Raw genomic sequence first — 16,119 nt, 5'->3', positions numbered from 1 at the left:
GGCTACTTCCTCGTCTCCTTGTGCACTTCCAGGAGACCACCGTTTGCGCCGGGAACGGACCCGCTAACCAACAGCAGGTTTCTCTCGACGTCTACACTCACGACTTTGAGGCCGAGCTGTGTCACTCGCTCGGCGCCCATGTGGCCGGGGTTCTTGTGCCCCTTGAACACGCGAGCCGGCCCCGTGGCACCCGCGGCCAAGGGCCTACGGTGCGTCATGAAGCCGTGCGTGGCCGTCTGTCCGCGAAAACCGTATCGCTTGACGACGCCCGCGAAGCCTCGGCCCTTACTCGTTCCAGCGACCTGGACCTTCTCGCCCGGCTCGAAGATCTCGACACCGACACGCTGGCCGACCTGAACGTCGGTGATGTCCTCTGTGCGGAACTCCCGCAGGTACCGTGTCGGTTCGACTCCCGCCTTCTGGAAGTGCCCAGCCTGGGGCTTTCTCACCCGCTTCTTGGGGATCGAACCGAAACCGAGTTGGATGGCGGAGTAGCCGTCGCGCTCGGGGCTCTTCACCTGGGTGACAAGGCACGGTCCGGCTTCGATAACACTCACCGGTATCATCTTGCCGTCCGTGTCGAACACGTGCGTCATTCCCACTTTTCGCCCCAGAAGACCTGGAAGCATAGGGTTCCAACCTTTCCGCCTCATCGCTACCGACGGTCCCCTGCGGCATTCCCCGTGTGGGTAGGACGGGTCGCCGACCGTCTCGCTGCGAGGCTTATGTTTCGACTAGCTCTTGATCTCGATGTCGACGCCGCTAGGCAGGTCCAAGCGCATCAACGCGTCGATCGTTTTCGCTGTCGGTTCGAGAATGTCTATCAACCGTTTGTGCGTACGGATCTCGAAGTGCTCCATCGATTCCTTATCGATATGCGGCCCTCGAATGACGCAGAACCTGCGGATGTTGGTGGGCAGCGGGATGGGACCCGCGACCCGCACGCCGGTCTTCCGCGCGGTGTCTGCGATCTTCTCCACCGACTGGTCCAACACCCGGTGGTCGTACGCCTTCAGCTTGATTCTTACCTTGTCTCGACGCATCCGATTCCCTTCGTGGATGGCGGCGGGGTGATTGCCCCGCCGCCATCGGCACTACTCGTATATCTTCGTAATCAGGCCGGCGCCGACCGTGCGGCCGCCCTCGCGAATAGCGAAGCGCGACCCGGCCTCCATGGCGATAGGCTCGATCAACTCCACCGTCATGGTGATGTTGTCGCCGGGCATGACCATCTCCACACCGGCGGGCAGGTTCAACGTACCCGTGACGTCGGTGGTGCGGAAGTAGAACTGCGGCCGGTATCCGGAAACGAACGGCGTGTGGCGTCCGCCCTCTTCCTTGGTCAACACGTAGACCTCGCCGTCGAACTTCGTGTGCGGAGTGATCGAGCCAGGCTTCGCGATGACCATGCCGCGCAACACGTCCTTGCGGTCAATACCTCGGAGCAGGAGGCCGACGTTGTCGCCTGCGCGAGCCTCGTCCAGGGTCTTGCGGAACATTTCGACGCCGGTGCAGACCGTCTTCAACGGCTTGCCGGCACGCAATCCGACAATCTCCACTTCCTCTCCAGCCTTGAGCAAGCCGCGCTCGACGCGTCCCGTAGCGACCGTTCCACGGCCCGTGATGGTGAACACATCTTCTACGGCCATCAGGAACGGCTTGTCAATCTCGCGCTGCGGCTCCGGAATGTAGCTGTCGCAGGCCTGCATCAGTTCGAAGATGGCCTTGACCCACTGGTCGTCCGGGCTGAGAGTTGGAGCCTCGAGGACCTTAAGACCGCTGCCGCGGATGATCGGGATGTTGTCCCCATCGAACTCGTACTTCGAGAGTAGCTCGCGGATCTCCATCTCCACAACGTCCAGCAGTTCTGGGTCGTCCACCATGTCCGCCTTATTCATGAAGACGACGATGGCGGGAACGCCGACCTGACGGGCGAGCAGGATGTGCTCGCGGGTCTGCGGCATCGGTCCATCCGCTGCCGAGACCACCAGGATGGCTCCGTCCATCTGCGCCGCGCCGGTGATCATGTTTTTGATGTAGTCGGCGTGGCCGGGACAGTCCACGTGGGCGTAGTGACGGTTCTCCGTCTCGTACTCCGCGTGATAGATGTTGATGGTGATGCCGCGTGCCTTCTCCTCGGGGGCCGAGTCGATCTGGTCGAAGCTCTGGTACTTGGCCAGGCTCTTGAGTTCGCTGAGCACGCGCGTGATCGCTGCGGTCAGCGTGGTCTTCCCGTGGTCCACGTGGCCGATGGTTCCGATATTCAAGTGCGGCTTCGTCCGCTCAAACTTGGCTCTGGCCATATGTCACTCCATTCACGAGTTTTCTGTTTCCTGTCGGTCGTCCACAGCGGCCTCCATGCCTAGCGTTGCACGAGTTGTCGGCCTTGTGCGCGACTGACGATTTCCTCCGCAAGATTCTGCGGCACTTCTTCGTAGTGGGACGGAGTCACGTTAGGAGACGCGCGTCCCTGCGTAAGAGAACGGAGTTCGGTAACGTACCCGAACATTTCCGCCAGCGGGATCTGCGACCTGATTACGTGCACTCCGCCGGCGGCCGGTTCTGTCGATTCAATGCGCCCGCGCCGCCGGTTGATATCACCCATGACGTCCCCTAGATTCTCCTCCGGGGTCGTGACCTCAACCGACATGATCGGCTCTTTGAGACAGGGCCGAGCCCTGCTCGCGGCCTCGCGGAAAGCCAGTATACCCGCCATTTTGAAAGCGTTTTCGTTCGAGTCCACCTCGTGGAACTGCCCGTCCAACAGCTTTACGTGAACGTCCACGACGGGATACCCGCCCAGCACCCCGGCCTCCATCGCCTCGCGCACGCCCTTTTCGATGGCCGGAATGTACTCCCTGGGTATGACCCCGCCCACCGTGGCGTTCTCGAACTTAAAGCCCTGGCCCTCGGCAAGCGGACCGACCTCGAGCACGCACACCCCGAACTGGCCGGACCCTCCCGTCTGCCGGATGTATCTGCCCTCCGCCTTGGCTGCTGCGCGTACGGTCTCCTTGTAAGCCACCTGAGGCTTGCCCTTATTGGGCTCAACGTTGAACTCGCGCTTCAGACGGTCCAAGATGATGTCCAGGTGCAGCTCGCCCATCCCCGAGAGAATGGTCTGTCCCGTCTCGGCGTCCGTCGTGACGCGCAGCGTAGGGTCTTCCTCGACCAGCTTCTGCAGCGCGACACCGAGTTTGTCCTGGTCGGCCTTCGACTTGGGCTCGATGGCCAGGCTGATGACCGGCTCGGGGAACGCGATGCGCTCCAGAAGAATGGGATGGGACTTGGTGCACAGCGTGTCGCCAGTGAAAACATTGTTGAGGCCGATGACTCCTACAATGTCACCGGCCTCCGCAGAATCCACGTCCTCTCGAGAGTTGGCATGCATGTGAAGGATGCGGCCGACCCTCTCGGACTTCTCCTTGAGGCCCTGCATGGTCTTGTTGAGCACCACGACTTGCGAGCCCTTTTTCAGCGTGCCGGAATAGAGCCGGACGTAGGTGAGACGGCCGACGTACGGGTCCGTAGCGATCTTGAATGCCAGAGCGGACAGCGGAGCCGAAGGATCCGGCTCGCGAACGAGTGGTTCTCCTGTGTCGGGGTGCGTGCCGGTCACCGCGCCCTTATCGATCGGGCTCGGGAGGTAATCAACGACTGCGTCCAACAGCGCCTGCACGCCCTTATTTTTAAAGGATGAGCCGCTGATGACGGGGACGAGGTCGCAGCTCAGTGTGGCCTTTCGGATCACGGCCTTTAGCTCCGGGACCGTGATCGCCTCCCCTGCGAGGTACTTCTCCATCAGCGTGTCGTCGAAGTACGCGAGAGCCTCGATCAGAGTCTCTCGCCACGCATCTACTGCGTCTGCCATCTCGGAGGGAACGTCGCGGACTTCGATTTCCAAACCTTCGTCATCCATGTAGTAGTGGGCTTGGCGGGTCACTAAATCCACGTAACCGACATAGGCTGATTCGGCGCCGATAGGAACCTGGATCGGCACGGCGTTGGAGCCCAAGCGCGCCCTGATCTTGTCCACCACGTCGAAGTAGTCCGCACCCAGACGATCCATCTTGTTGACGTAGGCAATGCGTGGAACGCCGTAGCGATTGGCCTGTCGCCACACGGTCTCCGACTGAGGCTGAACTCCACCCACGGCGCAAAACACTGCTACCACACCGTCCAACACCCTGAGAGACCGCTCCACCTCCACCGTGAAGTCCACGTGGCCGGGGGTGTCAATGATGTTGATGCGGTGGTCGTTCCAATAGCACGTAGTAGCTGCGGAGGTGATGGTGATACCACGCTCCTGCTCCTGAGCCATCCAGTCCATAGTAGCGGCGCCTTCGTGCACCTCTCCCATGCGGTGGATACGACCGGTATAGTAAAGCATCCGCTCCGTAGTCGTCGTCTTACCGGCGTCTATGTGAGCGGCGATGCCGATGTTCCTGGTCTGTTGTAGGCTAGGAGCTGGAGGCATGGTTTACCACTTATAGTGTGCGAATGCTTTGTTGGCGTCGGCCATGCGGTGAGTGTCCTCCCGCTTCTTGACCGCCGCTCCGGTATTGTTGTAGGCGTCGAGCAATTCCGCGGTTAGCTTGTCCACCATGCTCTTACCCGAACGCTTCCGTGCAAAAGTGATGAGCCACCGTAGGGTCAGCGAACGTTTGCGCAGTGGATTCACTTCGACGGGGACCTGGTAGGTCTGGCCACCCACGCGGCGGGAGCGCACCTCGACCTGAGGGGTGACGTTCGCCAGCGCTCGCTCGAACACCTCGATGGCAGGCTTGCCGGTTCGCTCTTCGAGAGCCGAAAGTGCCGTGTAGGTGATCTTCTCGGCAACCGACTTCTTGCCGCGCAGCATGAGACGATTGATGAATCGCTGCACCATCTCGTTGCCGTACACGGGGTCCGGGGGAATTCGTCTTCGCTGTGTCGCTGCTCTCCTTGGCATGTGGTAGGTCCTCCTTACGACGACGCCTTCGGGCGCTTGCTGCCGTACTTGCTCCGGCCGCGCATGCGGTTAGCAGTCCCGGCAGTCTGCTGAGTGCCTCGGATGATGTGGTAGCGCACTCCGGGTAGGTCCTTCACACGGCCACCACGCACCAGAACCACGCTGTGCTCCTGCAGGTTGTGGCCGATACCCGGGATATACGCGGTGACCTCGATACCGTTAGTGAGGCGCACGCGGGCGACCTTCCGAAGCGCCGAGTTGGGCTTCTTCGGGTTGACAGTACGCACGACAGTGCAAACGCCGCGGCGCTGAGGATTTTCCTGCAGTGCAGGCGACTTGCTCTTGGCTTTCGGGGTCATGCGCCCCTTGCGAACCAGTTGGTTAACCGTTGGCATTCATCCTCCGATATCGCTTGGGCCGGGCTCCTTGCCCGACACACCAAAAAAGCCCTCATCCACGCGTGCGGAGGGCTCATCGTCGTTTTCGGCCTCGTGCGGCTCAGAACTCGTCGCTTGCCTTCTTGCTGCCGGCCCACGGGAAAACCCCCGGGCCAAGGCTTCGCCCTCCTTACAATCGCTTCGGACTGGCACGCGGCTCGGCCAGGCCGAGCCGCCGAGGGGGTATTGTGCCCCACTCTCCATGATTTTGTCAACAACGCCCAGGAAAAGAAGCGTTGGGCCGCCGGAGGGGACGAGCACCAGACCCACGACGGGGCCGATCTACCGCGAATCCGCGCATGAATACCGGCTTATTCGACTCGCTGCGGCTCAAAGGGAAACGGGCCCCAGCCCGTTTCCCTGCTCGTCCGCCCTATGTTGACTATGGAAACCGAGAGACGTGAAACATCCGCGTCAGGCCTCTTCTTCAGCCGCGCTGTGGCAGAACGCTCAGCGGGTTGATTGGAGGCAGCTCGAGGTGCAGAGCCACGGCATGCAACACGTCGGTAGGCTCCACGTACACGAACTGGTTGCCGAAGCTGTCGTACACAACCCATCCGTTCGCTCGAGCCTCGACCGTGACGGTGCACGAGTCGCCATCGAACAGGCTCGAGCACGAGCTGCGTCCGAATCCCTTTCCGACAGAGAACGGAACTGGGTACGCCACCTGGCGACCGTCGAGGCTTGGCATGGGCCTCGCCTCCTTCTTGAGGCAGCGTTTGCTTGTTTTTCTCAAGGTTCGCTGCAGAAATGCGAAGGGTTAGACGGTTGCGCCCACCGAATGGTTGCGGGTCCCGGGACCGGAGGCGTGCGTTCGCCTTCGCGGCGATGTAGGTGTCCGCCATGCCCTGGCCCGGCGTCCCCGCCGGGCTCTGCGACGACTGCGCCTCCCGCGGACCCAGGGACCGCGCCGGGGCACTCCTAGGTTCGCCATCCCCCGTCACGATCGGAACTGGCGGGACGCCGGGAATACGCCGCCTCGGCAAACTCCGAGGCCCCCATCCGCCCTCAAGACTGGGTCAGTGGTATCCGTCATGCTGAGCCTGTCGAAGCATGCCTGCACTGGCCGCGAACCTCACTCACGATACTACTGCCATGCGGCTCACGAAGGCATGCTTCGACAGGCTCAGCATGACGGGCGGCCGCAGCGCTCGTTGTCACCGACCCACCCTCGCCCTCGGATGGAGGCAAACCGGGCCTGGTGTCCGCATCGCCCCGCTTTCCACCCGATAGCGGGTGGAAAGATGGCTGGTGGCCGGCGGGGAACGGAGGTTCAGGGAAAACGCGAAAGGGGCCGCGGTGTGGCTCCGCGGCCCCAGAGACTGTGTCCGAACGCTCTAGTCGGTGGCCGCGAGAACGGCCAGAGGGTTCACGGGGGGCATCTCGAGATGAACGGCGATGGCGTGGAGCGCGTCGGTCGGGTCGGTGTAGTAGAACTGGCTGCCTTCCGTGTCCGTTACCACCCACCCGTTGCGAACGATGCGAACCTTGGCCTGAACCTCGCTGGAGTCGACGAGTAGTTCCGACAAGCTGTCTAGATCCCATGTGCTGCCCCGCTTCTTGCGGCGCTTCGATACCTGCGAGTAAGGAGCGGGATAGATGAGCCCCTGTTGCCCGTTCAACGAGCGTTTCTGCATTTAACCTCCTGTATTTTGTTATCAACGTGGAACACTGCCAACGACAAAACAGAGACGAGTAAGAGACGTGTCGCGTTGCGGTGCGGTTCCCTGGTGAGCCATAAGTCTTAGCAGGTCCCTCGGTCGTATGCTCCGGGAGAAGTGCGTAACGTCGTCTACCTCGGTGACACCCTACCCTTCCTCCGAATCCCTCCACCCGAGAGCGTGGACCTGATCTACGTGGACCCGCCCTTCAACACAGGCTCGGTTCGTCGGATGCAGAGACTCCGGGCTCAGCGCTCGGAGCAGGGCGAGCGGGCGGGCTTCGGAGGCACTCGCTACCGAACGGAACCGGTCAGCACCATCAGCTTCTCCGACCACCACGATGACTATCTCGGTCTTCTGGAGCCGCGTTTCGTCGAGGCACACCGCCTGCTCAAGCCTACCGACAGCCTGTACGTGCATCTCGACTACCGAGAGGTGCACTACTGCAAAGTGCTGCTCGACGGCATCTTCGGGCGCGAGTGCTTCGTGAACGAGATCATCTGGGCATACGATTACGGCGGACGCTCGAAGCGGTGTTGGCCGACCAAGCACGATACGATGTAAAGGACCCCGCACTCTACCACTTCGATCCGGACGCCGCCGACCGCATCCCGTACATGGCACCCGGCCTGGTGGGTGCTCGGAAGGCTGCGCTGGGCAAGCTACCCACCGACACCTGGTGGCACACCATAGTGCCCACCTCGGGCCCGGAGCGCACGGGCTATCCCACCCAGAAGCCACTCGGCATCCTACGGCGCATCGTCTCGGTGTCCTCGCGCCCCGGCGACGTGGTGCTGGACTTCTTCGCTGGCAGCGGGACGACCGGGGTTGCGGCGGCGGCACTCGGCAGGCGGTTCATCCTTATAGACAACAACCCGGGGGCCATCCGGGTCATGCGCGGGCGACTGGGTGAGGATGTGGAGTGGGTCGGGTGCAGTGCGACGGACGCCCCCGATCTGTGACCTAGGCGTATCATAGAGGTTTCGTCTGCACCCGTATGTCCCCCGCTTAGCAGGGCTTGCTCAGCTTCGAGCGTGGGAGCTGGGGGCACTTTGTGTACTCGGGCACTGGACGTGTGCACGGGGTGTCGAGCTGCGAATTGTGTTGACAAGATTGGGGTTCGGCGCTACTATGTGACGTACTCCAAGCGAGACACTCTGGGAAACACGGGCGAGGTGTGGGATGTGTATCGGAACTGAGAGAACCTGTCGGAGCTCCTTGGGCCCACGCGCAGAACGAGTCACTCCCGTCCGGGCATGGTCTCACGCTCGGGCCGCGTGCTGAGGGTCGGGAATTCGGATTAGCTCGGTACCGGCAACTCCGACATCTTCCTGGACAGGGCGAACCTCACGCACGATCTGCTCGGTGATGAGCGGTGGGCGGGTCCGGTAGGCTTCGCTGGGGAGGTTCCGGTATGGATCGGCGGTGGTACACGAGATCACGGTCTGTTCATCGGGAGCCACAACCTAACGAGGGAAGCCAGCGTGGACCCGATGACGCTGTACGCATGGGAGTCGATCGTGGCGAACTCGCACAGTGACGTGCTGTGGCTGACGAAGACGCAGTCCGGCTATGACCTATGGCTCTCCCGCCCGGTGCCGGAGCCGAGCGCGCTCTGGGCGCTGCTGATTCCGTTGATTCTTTGCGCGCGCCGTGCCAGGAGCGCTGCTCCATAGTATATCGCTGACAAGGGAAAGAAAGGGAGCAGCCTCAGCCCAAGGCCGCTCCCTACCAGAGGAGTGCACACGCACTCATTGACGAAGGAAACCGGTGTGCTCGCCGACGCCCTCGATGCCGGAGTCGTGAGGCAGGCACCGCAGAAGCGCGGTTCCCGCCTCGGTCAAGCGAAAACCGCGCCGGTTCACCGCACCTTCCGGATCCTGATCGAACTGGATCCGGAACAGCGGATCCTCGACGATCAGCATTGCGATGAGCCGCAGTTGCCACCTTTCGAGGCTGGCAGCGGCAGCCTCTGCGTGAACGCGAAGCTCCGGCCCGGGGGCGGCCTCGAGCACAGCCAAGAAGTCTTCCATCGCCCTACCCCACGCCCCTTGATACTGGTGGAGCACGCCTCGCTGATAGCGGTACGCAGGTTCGTATGGGTTGAGTTCTAGCAGACGGTTCATCACGCGCTGCGCAGCGACCAGGTCGCCGCAGTACCAATAGGCTTTGGCCAACGCTTCCAGCGCAGCGGAGTTGTAGGGTTGAAGTAGGAGCCAGGACGAGGACTCACGGATCACGTCCTCGTACTCGCCTCGCTCGAGGAGAATATCCACGAGAAGATTGCGGCCGCCCGGGTCGTGCGGGTCCAGCGCGATCGCCTTGCGCGCGGCCTCGACGGCTTCCGTCCAGCGCCCACATAGCCGCAGGATTTCGGCGGCCTGGCGGTAGTGCGCAACAGCAGCCCGCTCGCCTTCCTGATCCTGGAGACCTAAGGCGTTGGCTACTGCCGCAAGCGGCACCGCGGTGCAGTATTCCTCTCCCGTCAACGAGACCTCGGCCCGAGGCCCGTTGTCATGCAGTCCAGCCATTGGCAAATCACCTAAGACCGTCGGCTCTTTGCGTAGCGGACGGGCGACCCTACCCGCCAATCGTCGCCACTCTCAGCCACCCCGCGTCGCGGGATGAACGTTGCCGCAAAATCGCTCGTATCACCCGTCGGGCGTCAGTGGGCTAGGCAGCCGTATGACCTGGACGCAGTGGGATGGGCACGAGGTACCGACACAGGAGCAAACACCCCACGACCGGCACCTCGGCCGATCGGGGGTCGAAAACCGATGCGGGCTCCCTTCTCACGAATGCTCTCTTCCCTTCCTCTACAGCGCCAAAGACGGCAACTCAAACACACGGACGCGGGACACGCGCCGAGTCCGACAGATTCTTTTGCTCTCGGCATCAATTATCAAACGGGTCCTGTGGCATGTCAACTAGTCAAAGGCACAGGATGTACCGAAAGAGTTCCCGTTCAGGCACAATCCGTGATATTCGCTGGGCTGTCCTCAGCCTCAACCCAAGGCTTCGATGAGACCGTGTCTCGTAAGGCCGTCTTCGCCTGCGATCGCCACTCGAGTCTCGATCCGCATGTCGGCGAAGCGCCCCACGATGAGACGTGCAATCGCTTCGGCTTGGGGGCGGCTCGCATTCGGAAGGCAGACGACGAACTCCCTTTCCCCTACGGGGGCAGCAAAGCCCCTTCGGCCGAGCGCTTCTGCAATCGCTCTCCCCAGTGCCTCGCGCCGCTCTGCGTCCACGACGGCACCGAGAGCGAACCGGATGAGCGCGGGGCGATGGCTCTGCGCTAGGTCCTCGGAAAGCCGGTCCATGAGTTCGCCATACGCTAGCATGCCTGTGCTCGGATCGAGGCGTACCAACGCAAGAGGTCTCGACCGAATCTCCGACAGTTCCACGGCGCGCGCCAGAGGTGTGGCCAGGAGCAAAACAGGCGCACGCTCCGTCGCCGGAAACCGGTCGGGAAGCGAGTGCGCCGCGAATACCGCACCCACGGCCTTCCCTCCCGACTCGAGGGGTATCGCGAGAACAGATCGCACCCTGGCACGAATCGCCTGCTCGCCCCGAAGCGTTCCGTCGGCCGTTGCGTCGCCAGAGAAAAGGATATGGTCGGAAGCGATCCAGCCTATGACGCCGCCCGCACCGAAGTCCATCAGCGAAGGCAGATCCAAGGACCGCCCGCGCTCCGCGAGCATCTCCAGCTTGCTGCCACGAAGCATCCACACCGACCAGTGCTCGGCGTCCAAGAAGCGACGCATTAGCTCGATGGCACGCGCGGCCACGCCGCTTGGAGGGTCGGAGCAGGCGATGAGGTCCGTCGCCTGCACGCGCGCCTCGGCGAAGGCGAGCTTGTTCTTGTCTCTCTCTCGACTCAGGACGATGCGAACCGCCTCGGGAAGGCATTGCGACAACTGCGCGATTGCGGTAGGGTCCAAGGGCTTGCGATGCGGCCGGAGCGTCAGCAAGCCGAGCAGCCGGTCGCCATCTCGAATGACGATCTCCTCTGTGCCGGCCGTCGGACCGGAGAAGAGCGACGATGCGAATGCCGCGCCCTTCTCTCGAACGGTTCGAGCGAGGTCCTCGGCCGAGTCCACGCTGATCCGGTCAGTGCGCAACGCATGAGGACCGCTGCAGGACCGCACCGCTAGGCGGGCCCCATCACCCTCCACGAGCCACAGCGTGCCAGCGCCCGCACCTGCTATCGCTATGGCCTCATCGAGGACTCTCTCGCCGGGTGAATCCCGATCCGTTGCAGCAATCATCAGCCGATAAGAGCATGCCATCTGGTCGTGGACAGCGCGAAGCTGCTTGTGCAGGCCGACCACTTCTCGGTAGGCTCGTCGGGCCTCGCGCTCCGACTCTCGCGTTGCTTCCAGTTCGGCAAGCAGACCGGGGTCGGGTTGCCGCTCGATCGGTTCTTCCGGCACCCTCACCTCGTGGTTGCGGAACAACAAGGGCACCGATACGAGACCAGCAACGGCCGCAGCGAGAGCCGGTGCGTGCGTTGCGCTCAATACGCCCGCCTGGATTCCCGATGCGACGAGGCACCCACCACACGCCAAAGCCATGACGGAGGCCGCGCGGCACGAAACATGGTTCGCGACGGACATCGGGACAAGGACAACCCACAGCAGCTCTGGCCGGCTCGGTGCCAGCCACAAGAGGAAGGCGACCGAGACTGCTTCCAGCCACGCACCGACCAGGAAGCCCAGATCACCCGCCCGGCGTGCGAACACGAGCGACGCGCCGAAGGCCGCTGCCATCAGAGCCGAGACGCGCGCTGCCGATAGCCAATCCAGGCCATTTGCCACGGCCCATGCGACGGCGGCGCTATACAGAACGATGCGTAGGGAAGCGCGGATTTCCACCCGGTGATATTGTCGGCACCTCGAAGTCCCCGGCGTGGGGCGGGGGATGTAGACAAATTTGCCTGCATTGTTGACAGCGCGAAGCTTCCATGGTATAGTAATGCAAACCTGAGAAAAGGCTAGTCCGTTTGGGCGAAGGAAAGCGCAACAAGATATGCTTCGCCCATCGCAGCGAGGAAGAGTTCGCGCGACTGCTGGACTATTACCGCGTGCGATGGGATTACGAACCGCACGTGTTCGTCCTCGAGTGGGACGAACACGGCGAAGTGAAAGAGTCCTTCACCCCTGACTTCTACCTCCCCGATTTCGGCTACTACATCGAACTGACCACTCGCCGCAAGAACCTCGCGACCCGCAAGCTCCGCCGCATCGCCCTCACCGAGCAGATGTATCCCGACGTGAGCATCAAGCTGTTCAACCCCGGTGACTTTGTGAAGCTGATGCTGAAGTACGGAGAGGGCGAAGCGGACGAGGCTGTCGCCCCGGTCCGCCGACGCCGAGCTGGCTAATCGCCATGGGCCGACTGCGGTTCACGCTAGAGGCCGAAGACCCGGTCGGCGCCCGAGCAGGTGTTCTTCACACTCCCCACGGCGACGTGCCGACCCCTGCCTTCATGCCGGTAGGCACTCTCGGCGTCGTGAAGACGCTCGCGCAGGAAGACCTCGAAACGCTCGGGTATCGCCTAGTGCTGGCGAACACCTATCACCTATGGCTGCGGCCGGGAGTGGGGCTCATCGAGCGTGCGGGCGGACTCGGGTCCTTCATGGGCTGGCGGCATGCCTTGCTCACTGATAGCGGCGGCTATCAGGTGATGAGCCTGTGCGAGTTCCGCAAGGTGAGCGAAGAGGGCGTGCTGTTTCGTTCGCATCTGGATGGCGATCAGCACATGCTGACCCCGGAGTCCGTGACCGAGGTGCAACGGCGACTGGGCGTTGACATCGGAATGGCGCTAGACGAGTGCCCGCCCTACCCGTGCACGCGAGACGAGGCCGCACTGGCGACGGAACGAACAGCTCGATGGGCCGAACGCTGTCTAAGAGCACGCGCCGAGGACCAAACCCTGTTCGGCATCGTGCAGGGCGGAGTGCATGAGGACCTGAGGAGAGCGAGTGCGGAGCGGACCGCCGAGATGGACTTCGACGGGTTGGCCATCGGGGGAGTATCCGTCGGCGAGCCGACAGAGTTGCAGCGACCCGTGGTGCAGATGACCGCGCCTCTGCTGCCGAAAACCAAGCCGAGGTACCTAATGGGAGTTGGCCAACCCGCCGACATCCTCCATGCCATCGGGTGCGGCGTGGATATGTTCGACTGCGTGTTGCCTACGCGAGGCGGGCGGCACAACGTGGTCTACACCCCAGCCGGGCGGGCGGATATCACGAACAAGTCCTTCGAGGAGCGGTTCGGCCCCCTGGACGAGCAGTGCACGTGCGCGGTCTGCGCGCGCTACTCGGCGGCCTACCTCCGACATTTGTGCAGAATGAAGGAGCCGACGGGGGCACGGCTGCTGACCTACCACAACCTTCACTACTACTTCGAACTGGTCGCGGGCGCCAGGCGGGCCATCCTGGACGGTTACTACGCCGCCTATGTGGACGAGACGCTGCACCGTTTGGGCGAAACAGGCTAAGATTCCTTCGCTAGCAGGCACGGGGGATGGAATGACCACTTCACAAACACAGGGCGCAAACCTGATCACGCTGCGAGATGTTCGGAGCAACCCCAAGGTGCGGACCTATATCGAGGGTGCGAACACGTTGCTCGCAGCCATCGGATACACCGAGCACGGGCATCGTCACGCCGGGATCGTGTCCTCCATCGCCCGATACATCATGGACACGATGGGCGCCGATCCGCGAAGGACCGAACTGGCGTCCATCGCCGCTTACCTTCACGATATCGGGAACGTGATGAGCAGGACGATGCACCCCGTGAGCGGCGCCGGGATGGCTTTCCACATTCTGGACGAGATGGGCATGGACGCCTCCGAGGTGGCTCTGATCATCGGCGCAATCGCGAATCACGAGGAGCGCGATGGGCTACCGTTCAACGAGATCACGGCGTCGTTGATCATCGCGGATAAATCGGACGTCCACTACTCGCGCGTGCAGAATCCCATCCCCGAGACGTACGACATCCACGACCGGGTGAACCATGCCGTCCAGCGCTCGCGCGTGAACGTGGAGGTGGACAAGAAACTGATATCCCTCGAGCTGGAGATCGACACCGACTCGGCGAGTGTGATGGAGTATTTCGAGATATTCTTGGACCGCATGGTGATGTGCCGGCAGTCGGCAGACACCCTGGGCTACGTGTTTCGCCTGACCGCGAACGGGGTCACCCTAGGATGATCTGGCTCGCCGCGGCCGTGGTGGCAGCGCAGGGCATGACGCTGCCTCCGCTGGTCGGTCCCATTCGGGTGCCCGGCGAGACGTTCGAGGTGTCGGTGTCACGCAGTGCCGGGTTCTCGACGCCACCCATTCTGGCGCCTCTCCGTGGGGCGGAGGTGCTCGGGCCACCGCGTGTCGCAGGCACGACAGCGACCTGGCGCGTGAGAACCACCGGGGGGCCGTGCGAACTTCGGTGCTACGCGCTTGCACCCCAGGACGCGGTCTTCATTCGAGTGCCGGTGTTGCTGGCCTCTCAGCCAGACGCACCGCGGCAGGCTGCCACGCGCCCCATGCGAACCGCTAAGCCGCGCCCTGGGGCCAGGCCGCATTTCGAGCCGCACTTCCGATTAGGCTCCGGGCTGGACGCACGGTTCGTCGAGACCACCGTCGGACCGGGAGTCCAGTGGGTCCGCGAAGGACGGGTGGTCGGTTCGTTCGCCCCACTGCTGTTGCTGGAGGGGAATAGCGGCGGGGCGCCGGATCGGGTCATCCGATTCTTGCCCGACTACCGTTACGTTGACCCATCACCTCGCGGGCCCTATATCCGCTACCTAGGTGAAATGTTGGACATGTGGAAGCTGGAGGTCGTCTTCCGCCCTGCGGTGGCGGAGCAGTCCGTCCACGACAGCGTTGGCCAGGTCGGTCGGGGCGTTCGCGCGGCAGACTCTGGAGGGCTCGTCGCAGAGATGCTGCTCTTCCCGAGGTTCGACGGCCACCTTTCACGGGCGGCTGTCTCGCAGTGGAGCGAGGTGCGTAGCGACATGCGCGCCGGCGAGCCACTCCGCTTGAGCTTGACAGTCGAGCCACCGCGGTAATCCCGGCGTCCCGCTGGACCTCATTGTCGAGTCGGCGAACTTACGTGTGTCCCGGCAGGGCTGGATGGTTAGGGGTGGATGTTGTTCTTGGCGATGATGTTGTTGGGGTCGAGTTCGAGGACGCGCTGGAAGGCCTCCTGTGCCATCTCCGGTTGATCGGTGTCGCGGTAGGTAACCGCTAGGTGTAACTGCGCTGCAACGTACTTGGGGTTGATCTCCAGCGCCTTCTTGTACTGCTCGATACTCTCATCGGTGCGTCCCAGCGCGTGCAGTGCAAGGCCATAGTGGCAACGGAGGTCGGCATAGGTCGGTGCTAGGTGGATGGCCTTCTCGTACTCCTCTGCTGCCTGAAGGAAAAGCCCTCGTTTGTAGAGCGCGTCTGCCACTCGGGCGTGAACTGCAACGGGGCTTTCTTCCTCTATCACCGCCTCGAACGTAGTGAGAGCCCGCTCATGCTGACCCTTCTCATGCAGTTCGAAGGCCCTGGCGAATTTCTCATTGCGGAACGGGGGGTTAAGGCTCAGTGCCTGTTGTAGCCTCTTGAGCCCCATCTCGCGATTGCCTTGTTCATAGGAAAGCAACCCCTGTTCGTACACCGCGCGCGCAAACCTCGGGTTGATAGTGAGCGCCTCGTGCAGATGCTCTTCGGCCGCTTCATAGTCCTTCAGTTTACGGCATGCGAGGGCGGCATGGTAGCGCAGGTCGGCGTAGTTGGGATGAATCGCCAGTGCCTTGTCATAGTAGTCGGCCGCGTGACGGTATTCGTGACGCTTCATCGCCTCTTGTCCGAGACACGAATACGCCTCGGCGGTGTAGAACTTTGCCAGACGTACGACGACAGGGTCCTTACCACACGCGAGCACCTGTGTGAAGGCTTCGATGGCCCCTGGGTAGTCACCCTGATCATACAGCCGAATGGCACGGTCGTAGTTGTCGTCGCGCCCGAAACCCATCATTCTCCCGACTACCGACACGTTGCTCCTCCTTCGGC

Annotated in this window: 16 protein-coding genes and 1 pseudogene; 6 read left to right on the top strand and 11 right to left on the bottom strand. The window is 62.6% G+C overall.

Translation table 11 applies throughout. The annotated features are described in order from the left end of the window. Positions 1-2 precede the first annotated feature (2 nt). From rplC to HRF45_05855, 8 genes are all read right to left on the bottom strand, one after another. Positions 3-629: a 50S ribosomal protein L3 gene (rplC, locus tag HRF45_05890; GenBank protein ID MEP0766058.1), complete on the bottom strand. Its 627-nt coding sequence runs from the start codon at positions 627-629 to the stop codon at positions 3-5. A gap of 105 nt (positions 630-734) precedes the next feature. Further along, positions 735-1,043 (bottom strand): 30S ribosomal protein S10, encoded by a 309-nt coding sequence (gene rpsJ / locus HRF45_05885; protein MEP0766057.1) that lies wholly within the window; start codon positions 1,041-1,043, stop codon positions 735-737. A 51-nt stretch (positions 1,044-1,094) separates the two neighbouring features. Next, the gene (gene tuf / locus HRF45_05880) at positions 1,095-2,303 is read right to left on the bottom strand and encodes an elongation factor Tu (protein ID MEP0766056.1); all 1,209 of its coding nucleotides are present in this window, start codon (positions 2,301-2,303) and stop codon (positions 1,095-1,097) included. A 59-nt stretch (positions 2,304-2,362) separates the two neighbouring features. Then, positions 2,363-4,477, bottom strand: coding sequence for an elongation factor G (gene fusA, locus HRF45_05875; GenBank protein MEP0766055.1), 2,115 nt, complete (start codon positions 4,475-4,477; stop codon positions 2,363-2,365). A gap of 3 nt (positions 4,478-4,480) precedes the next feature. Further along, positions 4,481-4,951, bottom strand: coding sequence for a 30S ribosomal protein S7 (gene rpsG / locus HRF45_05870; GenBank protein MEP0766054.1), 471 nt, complete (start codon positions 4,949-4,951; stop codon positions 4,481-4,483). Positions 4,952-4,965: 14 nt separating this feature from the next. Then, positions 4,966-5,346 (bottom strand): 30S ribosomal protein S12, encoded by a 381-nt coding sequence (locus HRF45_05865; protein MEP0766053.1) that lies wholly within the window; start codon positions 5,344-5,346, stop codon positions 4,966-4,968. A 469-nt stretch (positions 5,347-5,815) separates the two neighbouring features. Next, a complete protein-coding gene (locus tag HRF45_05860) occupies positions 5,816-6,079 on the bottom strand; it encodes a hypothetical protein (protein ID MEP0766052.1) in 264 nt (87 codons plus the stop codon). Positions 6,080-6,725: 646 nt separating this feature from the next. Next, the gene (locus HRF45_05855) at positions 6,726-7,025 is read right to left on the bottom strand and encodes a hypothetical protein (GenBank protein ID MEP0766051.1); all 300 of its coding nucleotides are present in this window, start codon (positions 7,023-7,025) and stop codon (positions 6,726-6,728) included. Positions 7,026-7,280: 255 nt separating this feature from the next. On the opposite strand from HRF45_05855, the pseudogene HRF45_05850 reads away from it, so the two are divergent. Next, positions 7,281-8,011, top strand: a pseudogene (locus tag HRF45_05850) (site-specific DNA-methyltransferase). Between the two features lie 531 nt (positions 8,012-8,542). Then, positions 8,543-8,725: a hypothetical protein gene (locus tag HRF45_05845; GenBank protein MEP0766050.1), complete on the top strand. Its 183-nt coding sequence runs from the start codon at positions 8,543-8,545 to the stop codon at positions 8,723-8,725. Between the two features lie 75 nt (positions 8,726-8,800). Here the strand turns inward: HRF45_05845 and HRF45_05840 are convergent, their stop codons facing one another. Together HRF45_05840 and HRF45_05835 are read right to left on the bottom strand one after the other, a co-directional pair. Next, positions 8,801-9,580 carry a hypothetical protein gene (locus HRF45_05840; protein ID MEP0766049.1) on the bottom strand — a complete coding sequence of 260 codons (780 nt, stop codon included), beginning with the start codon at positions 9,578-9,580 and terminating at the stop codon, positions 8,801-8,803. A 474-nt stretch (positions 9,581-10,054) separates the two neighbouring features. Continuing rightward, positions 10,055-11,926 carry a GAF domain-containing protein gene (locus HRF45_05835; GenBank protein MEP0766048.1) on the bottom strand — a complete coding sequence of 624 codons (1,872 nt, stop codon included), beginning with the start codon at positions 11,924-11,926 and terminating at the stop codon, positions 10,055-10,057. 128 nt (positions 11,927-12,054) lie between these two features. Here HRF45_05835 and HRF45_05830 point away from each other — a divergent pair, with 128 nt between their 5' ends. The 4 genes from HRF45_05830 (at position 12,055) to HRF45_05815 (ending at position 15,128) form a co-directional block, all read left to right on the top strand. Beyond that, on the top strand, positions 12,055-12,435 hold the full coding sequence (locus tag HRF45_05830; GenBank protein MEP0766047.1) for a hypothetical protein: 381 nt from the start codon (positions 12,055-12,057) through the stop codon (positions 12,433-12,435). A gap of 5 nt (positions 12,436-12,440) precedes the next feature. Next, positions 12,441-13,553 carry a tRNA guanosine(34) transglycosylase Tgt gene (gene tgt / locus HRF45_05825; GenBank protein ID MEP0766046.1) on the top strand — a complete coding sequence of 371 codons (1,113 nt, stop codon included), beginning with the start codon at positions 12,441-12,443 and terminating at the stop codon, positions 13,551-13,553. A 61-nt stretch (positions 13,554-13,614) separates the two neighbouring features. Further along, positions 13,615-14,274, top strand: a complete 660-nt coding sequence (locus HRF45_05820) for an HD domain-containing protein (protein MEP0766045.1) — start codon at positions 13,615-13,617, stop codon at positions 14,272-14,274. Continuing rightward, complete coding sequence (locus HRF45_05815) at positions 14,271-15,128, top strand: hypothetical protein (protein ID MEP0766044.1); 858 nt, start codon at positions 14,271-14,273, stop codon at positions 15,126-15,128. Before HRF45_05820 ends, HRF45_05815 begins: the two co-directional genes overlap by 4 nt. Positions 15,129-15,196: 68 nt before the next feature. On the opposite strand, the gene HRF45_05810 is transcribed toward HRF45_05815, so the two are convergent. After that, on the bottom strand, positions 15,197-16,102 hold the full coding sequence (locus HRF45_05810) for a tetratricopeptide repeat protein (protein ID MEP0766043.1): 906 nt from the start codon (positions 16,100-16,102) through the stop codon (positions 15,197-15,199). Positions 16,103-16,119: the final 17 nt, after the last annotated feature.

This window comes from Fimbriimonadia bacterium (assembly GCA_039961735.1).
In the GTDB taxonomy this organism is placed as follows: domain Bacteria; phylum Armatimonadota; class Fimbriimonadia; order Fimbriimonadales; family JABRVX01; genus JABRVX01.
The sequence above is the reverse complement of the archived record's forward strand: the minus strand, read 5'-3'. Positions and strand labels throughout refer to the sequence as shown.

Excerpts from the sequence above, each read along its gene's own strand:
- tgt (MEP0766046.1), top strand. The coding sequence starts at position 12,441 with ATGGGCCGACTGCGGTTCACGCTAGAGGCCGAAGACCCGGTCGGCGCC.
- rpsG (MEP0766054.1), bottom strand. The coding sequence starts at position 4,951 with ATGCCAAGGAGAGCAGCGACACAGCGAAGACGAATTCCCCCGGACCCC.
- HRF45_05860 (MEP0766052.1), bottom strand. The coding sequence starts at position 6,079 with ATGCCAAGCCTCGACGGTCGCCAGGTGGCGTACCCAGTTCCGTTCTCT.
- rplC (MEP0766058.1), bottom strand. The coding sequence starts at position 629 with ATGCTTCCAGGTCTTCTGGGGCGAAAAGTGGGAATGACGCACGTGTTC.
- HRF45_05815 (MEP0766044.1), top strand. The coding sequence starts at position 14,271 with ATGATCTGGCTCGCCGCGGCCGTGGTGGCAGCGCAGGGCATGACGCTG.
- HRF45_05855 (MEP0766051.1), bottom strand. The coding sequence starts at position 7,025 with ATGCAGAAACGCTCGTTGAACGGGCAACAGGGGCTCATCTATCCCGCT.
- HRF45_05840 (MEP0766049.1), bottom strand. The coding sequence starts at position 9,580 with ATGGCTGGACTGCATGACAACGGGCCTCGGGCCGAGGTCTCGTTGACG.
- rpsJ (MEP0766057.1), bottom strand. The coding sequence starts at position 1,043 with ATGCGTCGAGACAAGGTAAGAATCAAGCTGAAGGCGTACGACCACCGG.
- tuf (MEP0766056.1), bottom strand. The coding sequence starts at position 2,303 with ATGGCCAGAGCCAAGTTTGAGCGGACGAAGCCGCACTTGAATATCGGA.
- fusA (MEP0766055.1), bottom strand. The coding sequence starts at position 4,477 with ATGCCTCCAGCTCCTAGCCTACAACAGACCAGGAACATCGGCATCGCC.
- HRF45_05845 (MEP0766050.1), top strand. The coding sequence starts at position 8,543 with ATGACGCTGTACGCATGGGAGTCGATCGTGGCGAACTCGCACAGTGAC.
- HRF45_05865 (MEP0766053.1), bottom strand. The coding sequence starts at position 5,346 with ATGCCAACGGTTAACCAACTGGTTCGCAAGGGGCGCATGACCCCGAAA.